Raw genomic sequence first — 19,694 nt, forward strand, 5'->3', positions numbered from 1 at the left:
TACCGCCGTGAAAGGGCGGTGTCCTAGGCCTCTAGACGAAGGGGACGCAGAAATTGATTTGCAAATCACTGATTTGCTATTTCTGCGTTAGATGAGACCGAGCCTGCGAGGCGAATGGCCTTATTCAAAAAAGCAGAAATTGATTTAGAGTATCGAAGATGCTCCAAGTTGAGTATCGAAGATGCTCCAAGTTGAGTATCGAAGATGCTCCAAGTTGAGTATCGAAGATGCTCCAAGTTGAGTATCGAAGATGCTCCAAGTTGAGTATCGAAGATGCTCCAAGTTGAGTATCGAAGATGCTCTATTTCTGTGTCACTAGGACTGGCTATTTTAGCTCTCACCATATGAGCTTTATACATCTAAGTATTACTCGAGAATACTTAGAAAACATCACTTAAATTAAGTGGCGTCCCCTAGGGGATTCGAACCCCTGTTACCGCCGTGAAAGGGCGGTGTCCTAGGCCTCTAGACGAAGGGGACACAAATATGTGTTCTAGGACATTGCACTGTAAAATGGTGGAGCTATGCGGGATCGAACCGCAGACCTCTTCGCTGCCAGCGAAGCGCTCTCCCAGCTGAGCTATAGCCCCATTTCTAACGGACTTTGCAAAGTTAATCGCTCGTCTGTATCGCTGAGTGCGGGGCGCATTCTATGCAGGGCCACAAACAAAGTCAACAGTTTTTCACGAACTTTTTATCAAACGTTTTAAAAAACACCAATTCGATGACAATATAACCATCAAGCCATTAAAAAACAATAAAAAGCCTTGTTTTCGCTCAAAAAAACGACTGTAGGAAAGAGCTATAAATGTAACTTCACTCGAGGCCAGCTCACCTGCTGATTAATTTATTCCTCTTAGTCGTATCTTGTCGCGAAATATTTTAAAAACCTGACAGTGGTTCTTGCACTTTTTAATCGCTGCCGCCCTGCTCTTTCCAAAGCATTAGGTTTAGTGTGCCATAAATGAATGTGCTCCTAACCGAACAATTTCAATCTACAATTCAGAGTGTTTTTTCTACTCACGTTAATAACGTAAGCCCACTTCATTGATGAATAGGGTAATACGCTTATGTAGAACCACTTATATTTTTCGCGACGAATTTGCTTATGTAATAATGAAGAGCAATTACGAACTGGCGATAAAAACCGCACATAAACTAAAATTGTAACTTCAAGTATTGACACTATTTCAAGTCTCCCTATAATAGCGCCCCACAACGACGCAGCAATTGTCGTTGTAACTTAGATATGGGTCGTTAGCTCAGTTGGGAGAGCATCGCCCTTACAAGGCGAGGGTCACTGGTTCAAGTCCAGTACGACCCACCACTTTCAAAGGTGGTGTGTATTATCTAAGGTTCTATATCGGGTCGTTAGCTCAGTTGGGAGAGCATCGCCCTTACAAGGCGAGGGTCACTGGTTCAAGTCCAGTACGACCCACCATTTTAAAATGGTGAATTTGGGAGAGCATCACCGCCCTTTTAACGAAAGGCGAGGATAGCTGGTTAAATCCAGTAAAACCCAGTATTTTAAAATGGTGAATTTGGGAGAGCATCACCGCCTTTTTAACGAAAGGCGAGGATAACTGGTTAAATCCAGTAAAACCCACCATTATAGAACAAACCGATTAGGGTGATTAGCTCAGTTGGGAGAGCATCGCCCTTACAAGGCGAGGGTCACTGGTTCAAGTCCAGTATCACCCACCATCTTCTAAAGGTGGTAAATTTGGGAGAGCATCGCCGCCCTTCATAACGAAAGGCGAAGATAACTGGTTAAAACCAGATCACCCACCATCTTCTAAAGGTGGTAAATTTGGGAGAGCATCGCCGCCCTTCATAACGAAAGGCGAAGATAACTGGTTAAAACCAGATCACCCACCACTTTCTACAGAAAGTATAAAATCTAAATGGGTCGTTAGCTCAGTTGGGAGAGCATCGCCCTTACAAGGCGAGGGTCACTGGTTCAAGTCCAGTACGACCCACCATTTTAAAATTTAAAATGGTGAATTTGGGAGAGCATCACCGCCCTTTTAACGAAAGGCGAATATAACTGGTTAAGCCAGCCTCACCCACCATTTAGATACTCTTTGCGGGTCGTTAGCTCAGTTGGGAGAGCATCGCCCTTACAAGGCGAGGGTCACTGGTTCAAGTCCAGTACGACCCACCATTTTAGAATGGTGAATTTGGGAAAGCATCACCGCCCTTTTAACGAAAGGCGAGGATAACTGGTTAAACCCAGTAAGACCCAGCATTCATTTGGTAAACGCAAAGAACTGATTATTTGGGGTCGTTAGCTCAGTTGGGAGAGCATCGCCCTTACAAGGCGAGGGTCACTGGTTCAAGTCCAGTACGACCCACCATTTAATCAAAAGCATCTTCTTATAACTCCTTATTGAATATCCACCATAAAGCGCATCGCCGCCCCCTTTAACAAAAAGGCGAATGTCATTGGTTCATCTCCAGTACGACCCACCATTTAATCAAAAAGCACCTTCGTATAACTCCTTATTGAATATCACCATAAAGCGCATCGCCGCCCCTTTTAACAAAAAGGCGAAAGTCACCGATTCATCTCCAGTACGACCCACCATTTAATCAAAAGCATCTTCTTATAACTCCTTATTGAATATCCACCATAAAGCGCATCACCGCCCTTTTAACAAAAAGGCGAAAGTCACCGATTCATCTCCAGTACGACCCACCATTTAATCAAAACTCGCTTGCAAAAATCATCTCTTAATATTTTATGACTGGCGTTGTAGTTTTCGAATCCACGAGCATGCGTTTATCCTCCGTTGCAGAATTCTATATAAAGCTTACAGCACACAAAAACTAATACATTAGGATGGTTTGGTTTTATCAAATCCCTCTAAATATTTTAAATCCATAGATAAGCGTCTAGACTTGGAACAGGTCTTTCATCAGAAGTTGCTTTGGTAAGTGAGTATACAGCCCTTTGTTAATTCCAAAATTTTGATTGTTGAAGAGCAGCCACTCGCATTGAGTTATATGAAACGCTCTTTAGAACAATTAAGCTTTAGAGATATGCAGTTTGCAGAGAATAGCTCCGTTGCCAAAGACCTATGCAAAACGCATAACTTTGAACTTATCATTTGTTCATTTGATCTCACCCATGGGCAAGATGGCTACCAACTTTATGAAGAACTTAAGCATAAGAAGCTTATAAAAAAAACCACTGCGTTTATCTTTGTGTCTGCTGAAACCAGTCCTGCTGTAGTGCATAGTATTCTAGAACTAAACCCTGACGAATTTTTGGTAAAACCCTTCTCAATCAAAGAACTGAAAACCAGAATTGACAGAGTACTTAGACGTAAGCATGCACTCAAAAACATCTATGCATTGATCGATGACGGTAATGACTCTAAAGCGCTCAAGCTCATTGATAATGACCTTGATAAGCAAGATCACGCTTACAGTCCTATTTTATTGAAGCTTAAAGGTGAAATATTATTACGTCTTCGCCGTATAGACGATGCCAAACACTTTTATAAGTCAGCCCTTGAGCTGCAAAAGTTTACTTGGGCAAAAGTTGGGTTAATTGAAGCGCTCATCATAAATAATGAAGATGCGATTGCACATCGTATGCTGGCAAGCATGTTAGAGCAACCTGAGACACGCTTGGTCGCGCTCGACTTACTAGGCAGACTAGAGATTAAGCTAAACCTGCTTGAGCAAGCACAACAACGGCTTAAAGAGGCCTCAATTATTGCGCCGCGTAACATTGACAGGCAAAAATCACTAGGACGTGTGGCGTCACTTAATCACGACTATGAATGTAATTATAATGCCATGAAGGACATAGCTCATTTTGCTAAAAACTCTATTCATGACGGGCCCGAAGTATATTTAAACGCAGCAAGAGCGGGTATCGACTTTGCGTTAACCACCGATCAAGCCGAGTTGATCAACCGCATCACTAGGCAAACCCAGCAATATCTTGGCGATTTAAAAAAGCAATTTCCAGATGCCACTAACCAAGAGCAGATAGATGTGCTCCATGCCCGTATTCATTATCTCAAAGATGAAAGCAAAAAAGCACGCCAGCTCATTGAGCAACTTGATGATGAGCCCTCTATTCGCTCAGTCGATGCCGCGCTTGATAAAGCTAAAGCTTTACATGAGCTTGGTTTTCACTCTAAGGCACAAGATTTGTTTACTCAGATCACCGAACACTGTAAGCGCCACAAGCAGGTTAGCGACCCAATCACAATGCGCTACATACAACAGCAGCAAGATGAACGCCGCGACATTACTATGGGTCCAAAAGAGCTAAATAACCATGCCGTTACCCAGTTTAAAAAAGGTCAACTGGAAGTTGCTATGGAGGCTTTTGCACAGGCATTTAGGATTATGCCCAAAAACCCCAGCATCGCTTTAAATCTACTGCAATGTATGTTGGACCACACTGGCAAGAGCGGACAAACTTTTAATTCAGCTTTAGCAAAAAAATGCTACAACACCTTAAGCACAATGTCACTTGATGCTGAGCAACATACTCGCTTTGCAAAAATACTCTCACACATGCAAGAGCTTGGTCTGTCACTCGACTAAAGCTTTTTCATAGACAATGCATTTACACAATAGCGCAGCCCACTTGGCGGTGGCCCGTCAGGAAAAACATGCCCCAGATGTGCATCGCAAACATTACATACTATTTCAATACGCTGCATACCATGTGAACTATCGCTGATGTAAGCAATGGCATTAGTTTGGGCAGGCTGGGTGAATGAGGGCCAGCCAGAGCCACTTTCAAACTTTTCATCGCCATCAAACAATACATTACCACAACACGTACACGCATACTTACCCGGCTCAAACACGCTACAACTCCCCCCACTAAATGGCCGTTCAGTTCCTTTGTTACGCGTAATTTGGTAAACCTCATCACTGAGTTCACTTTGCCACTGCTGCGGGGTTTTATCAATTTTGTGACTGGGTTGTGGGTTGCCATGATTGGCAAAGTTTAAAATATCGCGCCATTTAAGCATAACCGCTCCTTATTTTTTCTTATTCTGCTGCTCTGATTCCGGCCAATCGTTAAAAAAGCAGCCTAAGTATTTGCTTTTGAGTAAGTATAGAATGACCCAAAGCAACATCACCATCTGCACCGCAATATACATAGAAAATTGATAGTGGCTTTGCGATGCTTGCATCACCAGCCAGCTTAAATCTGCAATCGCAGTAAACACGAGTGGCCAGCGCATGTAGCGCCAATATTTGGCAAGCTTTTGGGAGCTGCTAGGCCGGCGTAACGAAAAGAGCACCGTCGGTACTAATGCTATCGCACCGATACCTAAAGACACAAAAAAGTGTGTTTTTGATTGAAAAAACAAAGACATTAAATCTAAATCAGGACGACGAGCAAGGGCTGAGAAAATCCATAATAAGTAGGCCCGCAACAGCACCACGAGCGTTAAGTTAAATCCTATCGGCGTACGATACACTCCATACTTATCCCAGTATTCTGGGCCATACTGCTTCATTTATTCTCTCCCGCCGCCGACTCGTACTTAATTTAAATACATTTATTTTTTGATGTAACCGAAATGGAGGCCGTTTTAACATTATTCAAGACCATCATGCAGCCACTTTACCACTTGTTGCTGAGTGTTGCTGAGTGTTGCGAAAGCTCGCTAAGTGCAAACGTCTGTGCAAATGAATAATCTATTGACGCTTTATGATGTTATTCATAGTGTTTGTAGCTACATTTGATAATCACACACTGCAAGCAAACATAGTCTGGAGCTATTGCCTTTTAGCGCTATAGTGGCTATCAGAACAAATGAGAGGCTGGGAATTGTCAACTATTAAACTAAAACCTTTCTTCTTTGCTACGAGCTTAAGCGTGTGTGTCGGCCTTTCGCTACTGCTACTCATTGTTATCGTTGATTACTTTAAGTCAGGAGAATTAGAGATAGCTCGTTCTTTTACAGAGAATATGATGACACTGGTTTCTTGGATGGCAGTGTTGTTCTACGCTGCACTAGTTCTCCCAAAAGAATCTAACGAAAAAAAGAAAAGTTTGTATCGAATCAAATTCACCTTAAGTGGTGTTTTGTGCGTGTTGTTAATCAACACTGCAACAAGATATGAAAATGAGTTTGGTCATACCTTGGTTCCTTTTACCATAACCGACTTCATAACTTGGTTTATGATTGAAAATATTGGCTTCCTTGTTATTTTTCCGATACTTTTCTGGCATCTATCAGGAAAGTATTGGGAAGAAGTCAATCATCAATAAAGGTTGCTCACCTTGTAAGGGCTGATGGTCAAAAGTGCAGACTTGTGTCTGCACTTTTTAGGCACTCATCGTTACTCGTATTGTGCAAGCAATGCTATCAGTGCATCTTCATCCAGCACATCAATACCCAGCTCTTGTGCCTTGGTAAGCTTAGAGCCCGCCTTTTCACCGGCCACCAGCGCATGGGTGTTTTTAGACACACTCCCAGAGACTTTCGCGCCCAACGCTTGAAGTCGCGCCTTCGCATCGTTTCTATTTAACTGGCTCAGTGTGCCCGTCAATACATAGGTTAGTCCTGCCAATGGCTGTTGTTGCTCCGATTTTTGCTCTATGTCGGGCCAATTTAAGCCCACGGCTAATAGTGCACTGACTACCTCTTGGTTATGAGGCTCATTGAAAAACGCGTGAAGATGCTGTGCCACGATGACCCCTACATCACTCACCTCCTGCAAGGCATCTATCGATGCACTCATCACCTTATCAAGGGTTAAAAAGTGATTTGCCAAGTTTTGCGCGGTGGCTTCCCCGACTTCGCGAATACCCAGCGCGTAGAGAAATTTCGCTAGCGTTGTGGTTTTCGCAGTTTCTAAAGCCTCTACAAGGTTTTTCGCAGACTTTGGACCCATACGCTCAAGGGATTCAAAGTGCCCTTGCTTTAACACGAATAAATCCGCTGGCGTATGCACCAGCTCCCTATCCACCAACTGTTCGACAATTTTGTCGCCAAGACCATCAACATCCAATGCCTTACGAGAGGCAAAGTGCTTAATGGCCTGTTTGCGCTGTGCTTGGCACACCAAGCCACCCGTACAACGCGTCACCGCTTCTCCCTCAACGCGCTCCACATGTGAGTTACACACAGGGCAATGCTCAGGAAACTCAATATCACGGACATTGTCGGGGCGGCGATCTAAGACCACCTGTGTCACCTGAGGGATCACATCTCCTGCACGGCGCACAATCACGGTATCACCTATTTTTACACCTAAGCGGTCAATTTCATCGCGATTATGTAATGTCGCGTTTGATACCGTCACGCCGCCGACAAACACAGGCTCTAGCCTCGCAACGGGCGTGATGGCACCGGTTCTACCAACTTGAAACTCAACATCTAATAATTGCGTGATCTCTTCCTGAGCGGGAAACTTAAACGCAATCGCCCAACGTGGCGCTCGTGCCACAAAACCTAATTGTTCCTGATAGGCCTTATCATTGACTTTGATCACCACACCATCAATTTCATACGCCAACTCACCACGGCGAGTCAATATGTCTTGATAATATTCAATAACTTGCTCTGTGCCTTCAACAAGGCGTGTCTCTGGGCACATCGGAAACCCCCACTCGGTGAGTTTCTTCAACTGCGCAAAATGCTCATTAGGCAGCTGCGCGCCTTGCACAACACCAAGCGAATACGCGTAAAACATCAAAGGACGCTTAGCGGTAATTTTTGAGTCAAGCTGTCGCAAGCTCCCCGCCGCTGCATTACGCGGGTTGGCAAAGGTTTTTTCGCCTTTTGCTGAGGCGGTTTCATTTAGTCGTGCAAACCCTGCGCTATCCATGAATACTTCACCACGCACTTCTAACTCTTGAGGAATATCCTCACCACGCAGTCGCAGTGGAATATTACGGATGGTTTTAACGTTCTCGGTAATGTTTTCACCAACTTGACCGTCACCACGCGTGGCAGCCTGAACCAATACCCCATCACGATATAAAATCGATACCGCCAAACCATCCAGCTTAGGTTCGCAGCAAAACGCCAATTCTTGAGTACTTAACAAACGCTCTTTGATACGTCGATTGAATGCTGTAAATTCAGCCTCATCAAAGGCGTTGTCTAAAGACAGCATGGGAACTTGGTGTTGGACTTGCTCAAACTTACCCAATGCTTCACCACCCACTTTTTGCGAAGGTGAGTCTGCGGTTAAAAGCTCTGGATGTGCCGTTTCAAGCTCGATAAGCTCTCGCATTAGGCGATCATATTCCGCATCCGGTACCGTTGGATTATCCATCACATAATATTGATAGTTATGCTCTTCTAACTGCGCCCTTAGGCTGAGGATTTGATTATTAATTGGCTCTGACATTGGCACCTCTAAAACACAAAAGCCACGAACACACTTTGAGGCTTCGTGGCTTAAAAAATAATTACTTATAAATAATCGGGGTTATGAAAACTCACGTACCCTTTCAACATATGCGCGCACAGTGTTCACACTCAGCGGCTCGCGGTTGCTATCTAATACAGTTGCGCCAAATTCATCGGCTAGCTTCTTGGCTGCACCATGTAACATGTTAAAAGCAGCTAAGCCATCACCATCACAAGGCAATGTCATAAACAGGCTCACCCCAGCGGTGCTGAACTGTTCCATATTATCTATATCGAACGTGCCTGGGTTAAACATATTTACCAATCTAAACAATACAGGTCCATTGCCCGAAGGCTCCACATGGCGGTTAAAAAAGCCCTCTTCAGAGTATTTAAAGCCCAAGCTTAACACCGAAGGTAGTAGACGGGAGCCTGCCATACTTAGTCCCTCTGGCATCTCGATATGCAAAATAATAAAGTCTTGAGGCTCTTGTGCAGGCTGTGCCTGATCATCATCTGTTTCGTCTTGTTGAACGGTTTCAGCTTCGTCCTCAGCCACATGCGCCACGTTATCTTCTTGATGTTGCGGCTCGTCGTCCGTGGCGGCAAAGCTTAACTCACCTAATTCAGGTTCATCATCAAACGTCGCTTTGGTTGTGCTTGGCTCATCGGTAGGCTCTGCTTTGTTGCTTGCTTGTGTAGATTCTTCGCCGCCCTTTTTACGTACCGACCAAAGCCCATGGATCAACAGTCCACCAATTACCAATGCGCTGATCACAATTAACGCCCATCTTAACTCTGTGGCCATCACTCACCTTTTTTATTATTACGCTTGTGCCATCTGCACCGCTTGTTCAATATCTACAGCAACCATACGCGAAACACCAGGTTCTGCCATGGTTACCCCTGTCAACCGTCCAGCCATTTCCATGGCTATCTTGTTATGGCTGATATATATAAATTGCACCGTTTGCGACATTTCTTCAACCAGACGACAAAATCGTCCTACGTTGGCATCGTCAAGTGGCGCGTCAACTTCATCGAGCATACAAAATGGTGCTGGATTAAGTCTAAATATAGAAAACACCAATGATAATGCGGTCAGCGCTTTTTCTCCACCACTTAACAGGTGAATTGTCGAGTTTTTCTTACCTGGCGGCCTTGCCATGATAGAAACACCGCTTTCAAGTAGATCGTCACTGGTCAATTCCAGATATGCACTGCCGCCGCCAAACACTTTTGGAAACAGCTCTGCTAAGTCTTCATTAACTTGATCAAAGGTTGATTTAAAACGCGTTTTTGTTTCTCTGTCAATTTTCTTTATCGCCCCTTCCAAAGTATCTAGCGCCGCAGTTAAGTCATCTAATTGGGTATCTAAGTACTCTTTTCTGCTTTTTGCCTGTTCAAACTCATCAATCGCAGCAAGGTTTACCGCCCCCAGCTCAGATAAATTTTGACTGACTTTGTTCAGCTTTGCTTGATGTGCTCCCTGCTGAGCGTCATCAGATAACTGCTCTAACACGCTTTTTAAGTTTTGCTGTAACTCTTGCAAAGGCTCCAACGCGGCCTGTGCTTTGATCATTAAACCTTGTTCATCTAACTTAAGCTGTTGTAACTTCTCATTTAGCCCTTGTACTTCAGACTGCGCACTTTTCAAGCTAGCTTGTTTTTCTTGTAGTTCGCACTTTGCCTGTGCAAGCTGTTGTTGTAACTGTTCAAGTACTTGTTGCTGCGCTTGTTGAGTTGCCAACAATTGCGCTATCTTTTCATCCGCTTCAGCCAACGGCTCTTGCAACATCATTTGCTCTTCTAACAACTCCTGCAAGCGTTCTTGGCCTTGCTCTAAACTGTTTTGAAGATGTTCTGCCTTTGATTGGCTTAGCTGCCAGTCGCTATTGGTCTGTTGCTGAACCAACTTTGCATCGTGTAGATGCTGTTGCGCCTTTTGTTTGGCGGTTGCCGCTTGCTGCTGAGCATGTTTGGCGTCAGCAAATTGCTGTGAAAAACGCGAGCTCTCCTGTTCAAGCTGCGCCAAGTGTTCATCACATTGCATTAACGCTTGCTGACATTGCTGTTCTTTTTGCTCTTGGAGGTGTTGCCTCGCCACGCTTTGCTGCTGTTGCTCGCGTAACATTTGGCATTGCTCCTGCCATTGCACAACCTGCTCCTTGAGCATATCAATTCGAGTTTGTGCGCTGGCCATGTCCTGAGCCAGTTGATGGATCTGATCTTTGTTTTGCAGCTGGCGATGCTCACTTTGTCTGAGTGCCTCAGTTATCTCTGCCAGTTCACTCTGTACTTGCTGCTGTTGCTGTTCAAGTTCCGGTCGCTGTTGTTCCAGCTCCCTCAACTTGGCATGTTGTAGTAATACGCCGCTGCCCTGCTGAGTATCTGTTATGCCCGCTCGCCAATTCTTGCCATACAATGTGCCTTGCCTATCTACAGCCATCAACCAGTCTCCATCACTCTGATATGACTGATTACTTTCAAGCAGTTGAATATGATTCAGTAAATCGGGGTAGCAGCCCGACTCCACCATGGTTGCAACGCTGCCCTCTCGCGGCTGTGTTTCGCTAGGCCAAACCGCGTTATTACTTTCACCTACAGCTTGTTTTAGCTCTGTCAGCCCCAGCAAAGCGCGCTCTACCACACTTTCATAACCTGGTTTAACGCGTAAAGTGTTTAAATAACTTTCTTCATCGCTGGTGCTGTGTTCAGACAACACTTGGGTGAGCGCGTTAATGTTAGCAATACAGTTTGCATAGTCGGATTGGCAACTTTGAAAACGCTGCTGTAGCTGCTGCTGTTGCGCTTGCAATTGAGCAGCACGCTCTGAAAACTCTTTTGCTTGAGACTGCAAACGAGCCATACTCTGCGCTTTACTACTATAAGACTGGCGCTGCTGTGCCAACTCTGCGTCAGGGTTTTGTAATTCCAGTAACTTAAGTTGTTCTAAACTGGCCTGATATTTCTCTTTTTCATGGTTCAGCGACTGCTGCGCTTGAGATAAATTTTGCTGTGCTTGATGGTGCTGCTGCTGAGCCTGTGATTGCTCGGTTTGTAACGCGTGTTGACGCGCCTCTAGCTCAGCAAAGCGCTCTAATAAGGATTGGTAGCTTTGCTCACATTCTTGGTACTGCGCCTCATAAACAAGCATCTCTTCGGTACTTTGTTGCAATGCATCGTAGTACTCTTCCACCCGCTGCTTTTGCTGAGCAAGTAAATGTTCAGCTTCGCGATATGTTTGTTGCTGTTTGTCTAGTGCTTCTTGCAGTGCACGTAACTTGTCTAGCAAATGAATTTTTTGCTGCTCGCTACGTGTTAATTCGGTATGCGTTGCATGGATGCTTTGTTGTTGCACGCCGACGCCATCATTTATTTGCGCCACCTGTCCTTCGAGACTCGCCAGCACGTCATCATGACCACCATGCGCATTGTTAAAAAAGTCTAGCTCTTGCGTGAGCTTGGCGATTTGTTCTGACTTTTGCTGCTGTTTTTGATGTAGGGCTTGCCACTTCAGTACCGCAAGCTCCCCTTTTAGCGTGCGCTCTTGTGCTTTTAGGCTGCGATACGCTTTAGCGTCCTCAGCTTGCAGTGCTAACTTGTCCAGCTGTGCTTGCAGCTCCTGTCGCATGTCCAACAAACGTTCTAGGTTTTCTCGCGTACTTTTGATGCGAGTTTGCGTTTCTCTGCGTCGCTCCTTGTATTTTGACACACCTGCGGCTTCTTCAAGAAAAACTCTGAGCTCTTGAGGTTTACTTTCAATTAGACGAGAGATCATGCCTTGTTCAATAATGGCATAACTGCGTGGACCGAGTCCTGTACCTAGGAAAATATCGGTAATATCGCGCTTACGACACTTACTACCATTTAAGAAGTACAGTGATTGCCCATCTCTGGTAACCAAACGTTTTATCGCAACTTGGGTTCTATCGGCTAACGTGCCTGGTAGCTTTCCCGCAGCGTTGTCAAAAACCAGCTCTACAGAGGCCTGAGAGATGGCTTTACGATTAGTTGAGCCATTAAAGATAACATCGGTCATCGCATCGCCACGCAGGTTTTTTGCCGAGCTTTCACCCAGCACCCAGCGCACCGCATCAATCACATTAGATTTCCCGCAGCCGTTTGGGCCGACCACACAGGTCATAGGGTCTGGAAATGGGATCTTGGTTGGCTCGACAAATGACTTAAAGCCCGCCAGCTTGATACTGCTTAACCGCATATTGTTATTTTTATCCGCTACTTAAATGAAAGATAGCAAAGTGCACGATAAAAATTAACTACCACGCTTAATGTTATCCAAAATAATGCCCGTTGCCATGGCTACATTCAAAGACTCTGCGCCACCAAACGCTGGAATGGTGATGGGTGAGTTAATATATTGGCCTACTTGTTCGCTAATACCGTGTGATTCACTGCCCATCACCAGCACACCTTGTGTAGCAAACTGAGTGCTGTGAACGCTTTGTCCATCCAAGTAGGCACCATAAATTGCGCCATCATAGTCCGCTAAAAATTCTACTAAATTAGTACGCACCACACTTACTCGAACAAAGGAGCCCATTGTAGCACTGATCACTTTTGGGTTGAGATGATCAGCACATTCCTCGCTAAGCACAATCTGTTTAAATCCATACCAATCTGCAACGCGAATGATAGTGCCGAGATTGCCAGGATCAGATACACCGTCGAGGGCTAAAATCATACCCGCTCTATCGATAGGTTGTGTGTCTGGAAATTGGACTACCGCAATTGCAGCATTGTTGCTGGTTAACGTACTGGCTTTGGTTAAGCTGTCACTATCAGCTTCAATCACATTGATGCCTTCTAGCTGTGACTGGTGTTTGGCGATAAACTCAGCGCTGGCGAACAACTGCTCGGCAGGTATATTCGCTCCTAGCAACTCTAATACATTTTTTTCACCTTGTACTAGATACAAGCCGTGTTGTTTGCGATATTTTTTCTGTGCAAGCGCACGCAAGAGTTTTAGTTGATTTTTAGAGATCATAACAGCCCCGATAGATGAGCTTCGAATTATACCTGAGGCGCAGAAGATTGCGAGGACTCAGCACCACGTCCATTTTATTACCTCTGTGAGTAACTCTCTTAATCAGGAAGTGATGTTTAAACTACTTCTGAACACTTTAAGTTTCTATTTGAAAAATAAATAAAAATTTAATTACCCCCCAAAACAACAACAAATTCTCAATAAAGAGACCAAGCTGCAAGAGGACTTGCCAATAACAATTCAACTAATCTAAATAATTAAATTTTGTACCCAAAAAAAACCCATTGACTAATTAAAATCTGCGCGTTAGTTTTGTCGCGAATTTTTAAAAGGAAAATTAATTATGAAAAAGACAAGTATCGCACTTATTTTATCAACCTTAGCATTTTCATCATTCGCTAATGCATCGGCTTTAAATGTAAGCATCACTGAGCAGCCACGCCCAGGCGTACCACAAGCACGATGGACAGATGTATATGTTGGTGAGTATGGCACGGGCACTGCAAAGTTTGATTACACAGTTTCAAACTACACAGTATCTTTCAAATGGGTAACCAATGAAGGTGTTACTGGCGGCTGTAACATCTACTATGATGTAAACAGAGACAATTCTACTGACTTTGATTATCAAACAGCAAAAAGAAGATATAACAACACCAAGCAAATCTTGATGAACTTAAAAGCGGGTGACCACCTATTTATTCAATCTGGCTTTAGCAGCAACACAGCACCATGTGAAGTGACTTTAAAGCATAAAATTGGTCACTAATTTATATTCAGATTAAAAAAGCGAGGCTATTGGCCTCGCTTTTTCTTTTTTGCTAACTAGAAATTAATCAATTAGTTAAATGTAGCTGTTACTTCTTCTGAACAGATGTTTTCACCAACACAAATCTTATAAACATACTGCTCCTGCGTCGCTTGACGGATGAAGTCGCGGTATGTGCCTGTGTTGTCAGTAGTGTCAATTTTAACACCATCGCGGTACACATCTACCGTCTCTGATGTGGCACCTTGGTATGAAAGTTCGATACGCGCATAGTCAAGTCGTGTTTTGTTTGCACGCTTCACTTTAAGCTCAAGTACCGTATCTGCAACAGTCACAGACTGAACTTTGGTATTTGTACGACCACCTTCATCAGTCACACTCAGCGCTACATCATACGTACCTGCTGCGCCATAAGCATGTACAGGGTTTTGCTCTGTTGATGTATTGCCATCACCAAAGTCCCACTCCCAGCTGACAATGTCATTGTTTGCGTCAGTACTACTGTCAGTGAAGGTAACATTAAGCATATCTGCTACATAACTAAATCCTGCAACAGGTTCGGCCGGTGAAACGTCACCTAAGCCAGTTAATGTGAGTGACCACTGGTTCAATGTGCCCACATCTTGAGCATAGGTGTCTTCAACACGTAGTACCCAATCGCCGGTTGCCACTTCACCGTTGAATGCATCAGATTCGAATGACTGATTAATGTCATCGGCACTGCCACCCGCTTTATTGTGTAATATCGCCGTTGTACCCTGTGGAGAAGTTAAGCTAACCAGCAAATCGCCGATATAAGTATGTGTAATATCTAAGAATGTGCTTGAACCAAAGATAGTTACATCATCAGCAACGGTAATCACGGAAGTAATACCTGCGGGGTCGTTATCAGGAATATCTGCACTGGTATCATTGCTGTAATTGAACTCACTCAGACCTTGTGGATATACATAGACAGACACTGACTTAGTTTCTACCAATTCACCACTGGTTGCCGTAACCGTGAATGTGTAGCTACCCCACTGGGTATCTTCTGTGGTTGGTACACTCAGCGCAAAACTCTCTCCCGGTTGAACGATTTCAGAAGACAACACGGCCCCTGGTAACTCACTGTCTACCGTTAGTGCAATCTCACCCGTCCAATCAGCTACCGACAGCACATCAAAGTTGTAGCTTGCGCTTTCACCGGCAACGATCTCTTGCGACATCGGAGTGACTGACAGTCTAAAGCCTGGTTCTGGGTCTGCTGCTTCCAGTGCATTTGCTACATTTAAGCGTTTACCCGATACCACCTTACCATTGAGCGCGGCATTATCATCGCCAGAGTCCATCAAGATTGCTTTAAGCTCAGCGGTGGTAAGCGTTGGGTTGACTGATAATGTCAACGCAGCTGCACCAGCAACATGAGGTGTCGCCATAGACGTACCAGAATACGAAGAATAACCGCCACCAGGTACTGTCGATAGGATAGCTGAACCTGGCGCACCTAAGTCAACACTGGTTAAGCCCCATTGTGAAAAGCTAGACATATCATCTGTGTGAGTGGTACTTGCCACAGCTAATACTGATTCATGCTCATAGCTTGATGGATAATGTGGTGATGAATCATTATCAACCGCGCTGTTACCCGCTGCTGCAACAAATAAAATACCCGCTTCTTCAGACGCTGTAAGTGCATCAGCTAATGCTTGGCTAAAACCACCCCCACCCCAACTGTTGTTTGACACGCGAATATCCACGCCGGCTTCACGTAAACCAACTAGGTAATCGATACACTTGATAGCATCTGACGTTGTACCGCTGCCAGAGGCATCTAAGAACTTACAACCAACAATAGACACTTCATGGTTTACACCAGCTACGCCTGTACCATCATTGCCCAGAGCACCGATTGTACCAGAGACGTGTGTACCATGGCCTTGGTCATCCATAGGGTCGCCCACACCTGTGATAGCGTTGATACCGTGCACATCATCAATATAGCCGTTGCCATCATTGTCAATGCCATCTCCTGCGATTTCATTTGGGTTCACCCACATGTTGGCAGCAAGGTCAGGGTGAGTGTGGTCAACACCAGTGTCAATGACACCAACAATCACATCGCGACTACCGACAGAAATATCCCATGCTTCAGGGGCATCAATGTCAGCATCCGCCGTACCGCCTGTTTGACCTGTATTGTGTAAACCCCAAAGCTCATCAAATCGCGCGTCGTCCGGTATACCCATAACGCTTACCTTGTAATCTGGCTCAGCATACTCAACCGCAGGGTGCTGGCTCAACATGGCAATTGCTTCTTTGTGCGAGCGTTTTTTGTCTAATTTGAATTTGGCTAAGCGACCTTGCAAAACATAACGATAGGCATCATCGATTTCGTCATTGTTAAGGTCAGAGATTTTCGCGGCAACTAATTTTCGTGCCGAGATACGCTGCTCTTTCGTTGAATCTTTTTTGTAAACAACAATCAGCGCATCTTCAGATGCTGTGATCGACTGCTGTGTGTCCATTGAAATAGCCGCCTGTGAAAGGCAAGGAATAAGTGCAAGTGATAAAGCAGATAATTTTAATTTCATTGTTGGGATCCATAAATAAGTAATAGTCGTTCAGCCTTGGCTTTTGCCGCGAACTAAACACCTTTTGCAGCCTCAAAAACTGAGCCTACCGTTCATGAATTCCCACTTATCTAAACGCGAGTATATGAGTACATCGTATGAAATACTTCGTATGCACAATTACAAAGTACTTAAAACATAAATTAAGCAACCTAATCAGAAAACACCAAAAATTACTGTTCCGCAAGTACTTACCCGTAAAATCACAAAAACAGGTTAAAAACACAAAACAAAACATAAAATTAACAATAATGTATTATTACACCACGAATTTTGCGAATAACAACTCAACCTTTTTTACTGCTTTTAATCCCGAAAAAACAGACAAACAAATAAGATGTTGATTTAAATCAATTAATATTTCATTAAAATTTCGTATTTCTTATTTGGGGACACTTGTCTAATGTGAGGTACAAGGTTTGAGAATGAAGCAAAAGTGAAACAAAATGCTAACAAAAGAAAGGACCTGTTACCAAGCAAAAGCACACCTTCAACGTGGTGTCTTTTCCATGCTGACTGCGTGTTTTCTTTATAGCCCGTTCAACTTTGCAAGCACTCCAGATCTTATAGAGTCCCCCTTATCTTTGAGTATAAGCCCATCGTTGCAAATGCATGCACAGCTACACGCAACGGTTAAGCAAAATGGAACATTAAATAAAGCAACGATAAATCAAATAGGCGACGACATAAACTTGGTGTCCCTTGTGCAACTGGGTTCAAACAACTTGGCCGACATAACACAAGCAGGCGCTAACAATAGCGTTAACTTAATTCAGTATGGCGATAATAACTTTACCTCCATAGTGCAACAAGGTGACGCCAATATCGTCAATTTAACGCAACTTGGTGAGCAATCTTTGCTGATCCATCAGCTTGGTAGTGACATGGTGCTCAACATTAGCGTTACAAAATAAAAATGATTAACGAAGGAAACTATCATGCTTAAAAAGTCTCTCCTTACCTGTGCCATCGCAATGGCATTAGGTTGTGGCAATGCTGCGCTTGCAGCTGAGCAAACCAGCAAGAACACGCAAGGCGCTATTCAATCAGACTTTATGGCTGGTGCGCAGCACAACCGCGCTGAGATAACTCAAAACTCAACGGGCGGCTCCGGCGTGGGTAACGAAATCAACCTAACCCAAGGCGGCGAAACTAACGGCGCACAGCTATCAATCACAGGCGATGCCAACAAACTTAGCAGTGAACAAACAGGTAATAATAATTTACAGATCGCGACAGTAGACGGTTTAGATAACCAGATTAGTAATTATCAATCTGGAAATGATGCGAAAACTCAGTTAGCTGTGACTGGAGATGCCAACATGCTGTCCCTGTCGCAAAGCGGCAATGCAGGATTAGGTGACATCGGTAACGAAGTTAAGGTCAATGCACAAGGTGATGCAAATACCATTAATGTACGTCAAGGTTCTGGTGGACACTGGACCTATATCAATGACTTGCAAGGTCATAACAATGAGATTTCTATCGAGCAAGACGGCGAGTGGAACGAAGTTAGAGTTCTAGAGGCTGTCGGCGATAACAATGAATTTGAAGTTGAGCAAAATGGCTTTTGGAACATAGCCGATATCAATGAGCTAACAGGTAATGACAACAAAATAAAAATCAAGCAAGACGGTGACCAAAACAACCTCCTCGTAGACCTACTCAATGGCGACGACAACCGTTTAGCGAGCGAACAATACGGTAACAATAACACTATCGCTTTTGCAATTGTTGAAGGTGAAGACAACAACTTAATCGTACAACAGCGTGGCGATGATAATAGCTTTAGTAGTGGTCTTATCGTAGGAAATGACAACAACCTAAATGGCCAACAAACAGGGAATGAGAATACGCTTGAAGTGGACATGGTTGGTAATGACAATACCTTTACCTCATTACAGATGGGTAGTTTGAATACCGCTTACATGGGTGTCGTTGGTGATGATAACCAGTTTACCAATACGCAACTTGGTGATGGTAACGTAAACCACTTAGCTAACTTCAATGGCTCTGACAACGTGTTTGTGACCAATCAAGTAGGTGATGATAACCATGCAATGATACAAACATCTCACCCAGATACGAGTTTAACCACCTCAGCAAACGACATCACGCTTAACCAAATCGGTAACGAGAACGATACTAGCGTAACGCTTAGTAGCGAAACAAGTAGTCAAAACAACACGCTTGACCTTGTTCAAGAAGGTAACCTCAATGCCATCGACCTTATGCTTGAAGGCTCAAATAACAGCATCGACATTGCCCAAACAGGGGATATGAATATGATAGTAGGCGTTGACCAAGGTGCATTTGTGGTTGCCGGTAATGATTTGAGCTTGAATATCACTCAAACAGGCACGGGCAACCTCGTAGAAGGTGGTATGTCGCAGCTCAATGGAGATGTGTCTGTCACCCAAATTGGTGACTACAACACGACCACGATTGTACAGCAATGATTCTCCATCCAATGAGGAGCGGCGTTTAATGCGCCCTCCCCTTTATTCCACTCATTGTGTAATCAGGCAGTATGGCGGCGGTGTAACTTTTTATACGAGCAGTTAGATTTATGCACAAGATCATAAGAACTCTAGGAATCATTATTTCCATCAGCATCAGTTTTGGCGCTAAAGCCGTGGATATTAGCGGCTTCTTGTTAGACCAAAGCATCAGCCGTTCGGGGCATGAATTTTATCGACAACTTAGTATATTGTGGCGAGACATCCCAGCGACAACAGGTGCGACCGTCACTATTAAAGAAACATTGTTACCAAAAGCAGGCACCGTTTTAACCGTAGAACTCAATCATCAGGTAGTGTACACCACGTATTTAGGGAGACGCCTATCTCCAATAGACGAACAAGTAGAACAAGCAGCACTTATTCTTATCAAAGTACTTGCCAGCAATAACTTCAGCAAGTTTAGTGATGACTTATCAAGCAGTGGTCTTTAAC

13 protein-coding genes and 9 tRNA genes (1 of these 22 cut by a window edge) are annotated in these 19,694 nt (G+C 44.2%); 12 read left to right on the plus strand and 10 right to left on the minus strand.

Translation table 11 applies throughout. The annotated features are described in order from the left end of the window. The 3 genes from BET10_RS21690 to BET10_RS18630 form a co-directional block, all read right to left on the minus strand. Positions 1–46, minus strand: a tRNA-OTHER gene (locus BET10_RS21690); it reaches 101 nt to the left of the window's first position. Between the two features lie 358 nt (positions 47–404). Continuing rightward, positions 405–480: transfer RNA gene (locus BET10_RS18625), tRNA-Glu, on the minus strand. Between the two features lie 34 nt (positions 481–514). After that, a tRNA-Ala gene (locus tag BET10_RS18630) sits at positions 515–590 on the minus strand. Between the two features lie 661 nt (positions 591–1,251). Between BET10_RS18630 and BET10_RS18635 the strand changes: the two genes are divergently transcribed. From BET10_RS18635 to BET10_RS18665, 7 genes are all read left to right on the plus strand, one after another. Beyond that, positions 1,252–1,327 (plus strand) — tRNA-Val (locus BET10_RS18635). Between the two features lie 38 nt (positions 1,328–1,365). Next, positions 1,366–1,441, plus strand: a tRNA-Val gene (locus BET10_RS18640). 187 nt (positions 1,442–1,628) lie between these two features. Continuing rightward, positions 1,629–1,704, plus strand: a tRNA-Val gene (locus BET10_RS18645). Positions 1,705–1,906: 202 nt separating this feature from the next. After that, positions 1,907–1,982, plus strand: a tRNA-Val gene (locus BET10_RS18650). A 106-nt stretch (positions 1,983–2,088) separates the two neighbouring features. Beyond that, a tRNA-Val gene (locus BET10_RS18655) sits at positions 2,089–2,164 on the plus strand. Positions 2,165–2,281: 117 nt separating this feature from the next. Further along, a tRNA-Val gene (locus BET10_RS18660) sits at positions 2,282–2,357 on the plus strand. Positions 2,358–2,937: 580 nt separating this feature from the next. Further along, complete coding sequence (locus BET10_RS18665) at positions 2,938–4,569, plus strand: tetratricopeptide repeat-containing response regulator (protein ID WP_070987232.1); 1,632 nt, start codon at positions 2,938–2,940, stop codon at positions 4,567–4,569. On the opposite strand, the gene msrB is transcribed toward BET10_RS18665, so the two are convergent. Both msrB and BET10_RS18675 read right to left on the minus strand, forming a co-directional pair. Further along, a complete protein-coding gene (gene msrB / locus BET10_RS18670; RefSeq protein ID WP_070987234.1) occupies positions 4,566–5,006 on the minus strand; it encodes a peptide-methionine (R)-S-oxide reductase MsrB in 441 nt (146 codons plus the stop codon). The two genes, BET10_RS18665 and msrB, sit on opposite strands and share 4 nt — an antisense overlap. Before the next feature lie 9 nt (positions 5,007–5,015). Then, positions 5,016–5,501 (minus strand): DUF2919 domain-containing protein, encoded by a 486-nt coding sequence (locus BET10_RS18675; RefSeq protein ID WP_070987236.1) that lies wholly within the window; start codon positions 5,499–5,501, stop codon positions 5,016–5,018. Positions 5,502–5,815: 314 nt separating this feature from the next. Here BET10_RS18675 and BET10_RS18680 point away from each other — a divergent pair, with 314 nt between their 5' ends. Further along, a complete protein-coding gene (locus BET10_RS18680; protein ID WP_139158566.1) occupies positions 5,816–6,259 on the plus strand; it encodes a hypothetical protein in 444 nt (147 codons plus the stop codon). Between the two features lie 71 nt (positions 6,260–6,330). Here the strand turns inward: BET10_RS18680 and ligA are convergent, their stop codons facing one another. The 4 genes from ligA to BET10_RS18700 form a co-directional block, all read right to left on the minus strand. Further along, entirely contained in the window at positions 6,331–8,349 is a 2,019-nt protein-coding gene (ligA, locus tag BET10_RS18685; RefSeq protein ID WP_070987239.1) for an NAD-dependent DNA ligase LigA, read from the minus strand. A gap of 81 nt (positions 8,350–8,430) precedes the next feature. Then, positions 8,431–9,159: a cell division protein ZipA gene (gene zipA, locus BET10_RS18690; protein WP_070987242.1), complete on the minus strand. Its 729-nt coding sequence runs from the start codon at positions 9,157–9,159 to the stop codon at positions 8,431–8,433. An 18-nt stretch (positions 9,160–9,177) separates the two neighbouring features. Next, on the minus strand, positions 9,178–12,573 hold the full coding sequence (locus BET10_RS18695) for a chromosome segregation SMC family protein (RefSeq protein WP_070987244.1): 3,396 nt from the start codon (positions 12,571–12,573) through the stop codon (positions 9,178–9,180). 54 nt (positions 12,574–12,627) lie between these two features. Further along, complete coding sequence (locus BET10_RS18700; RefSeq protein WP_070987246.1) at positions 12,628–13,359, minus strand: TrmH family RNA methyltransferase; 732 nt, start codon at positions 13,357–13,359, stop codon at positions 12,628–12,630. Between the two features lie 343 nt (positions 13,360–13,702). Between BET10_RS18700 and BET10_RS18705 the strand changes: the two genes are divergently transcribed. Beyond that, the gene (locus tag BET10_RS18705) at positions 13,703–14,128 is read left to right on the plus strand and encodes a hypothetical protein (protein WP_070987248.1); all 426 of its coding nucleotides are present in this window, start codon (positions 13,703–13,705) and stop codon (positions 14,126–14,128) included. A 71-nt stretch (positions 14,129–14,199) separates the two neighbouring features. On the opposite strand, the gene BET10_RS18710 is transcribed toward BET10_RS18705, so the two are convergent. Then, positions 14,200–16,701, minus strand: coding sequence for a S8 family serine peptidase (locus BET10_RS18710; RefSeq protein ID WP_070987250.1), 2,502 nt, complete (start codon positions 16,699–16,701; stop codon positions 14,200–14,202). A 485-nt stretch (positions 16,702–17,186) separates the two neighbouring features. Here BET10_RS18710 and BET10_RS18715 point away from each other — a divergent pair, with 485 nt between their 5' ends. The 3 genes from BET10_RS18715 to BET10_RS18725 all read left to right on the plus strand — a co-directional run bounded on the left by BET10_RS18715 (position 17,187) and on the right by BET10_RS18725 (position 19,693). Further along, a complete protein-coding gene (locus tag BET10_RS18715; RefSeq protein WP_070987252.1) occupies positions 17,187–17,654 on the plus strand; it encodes a hypothetical protein in 468 nt (155 codons plus the stop codon). A gap of 24 nt (positions 17,655–17,678) precedes the next feature. After that, positions 17,679–19,199 carry a hypothetical protein gene (locus tag BET10_RS18720; protein ID WP_070987254.1) on the plus strand — a complete coding sequence of 507 codons (1,521 nt, stop codon included), beginning with the start codon at positions 17,679–17,681 and terminating at the stop codon, positions 19,197–19,199. Positions 19,200–19,309: 110 nt separating this feature from the next. Further along, a complete protein-coding gene (locus BET10_RS18725) occupies positions 19,310–19,693 on the plus strand; it encodes a CsgE family curli-type amyloid fiber assembly protein (RefSeq protein ID WP_070987256.1) in 384 nt (127 codons plus the stop codon). Position 19,694: the final 1 nt, after the last annotated feature.

This window comes from Pseudoalteromonas amylolytica (genome assembly GCF_001854605.1).
Classification (GTDB): domain Bacteria; phylum Pseudomonadota; class Gammaproteobacteria; order Enterobacterales; family Alteromonadaceae; genus Pseudoalteromonas; species Pseudoalteromonas amylolytica.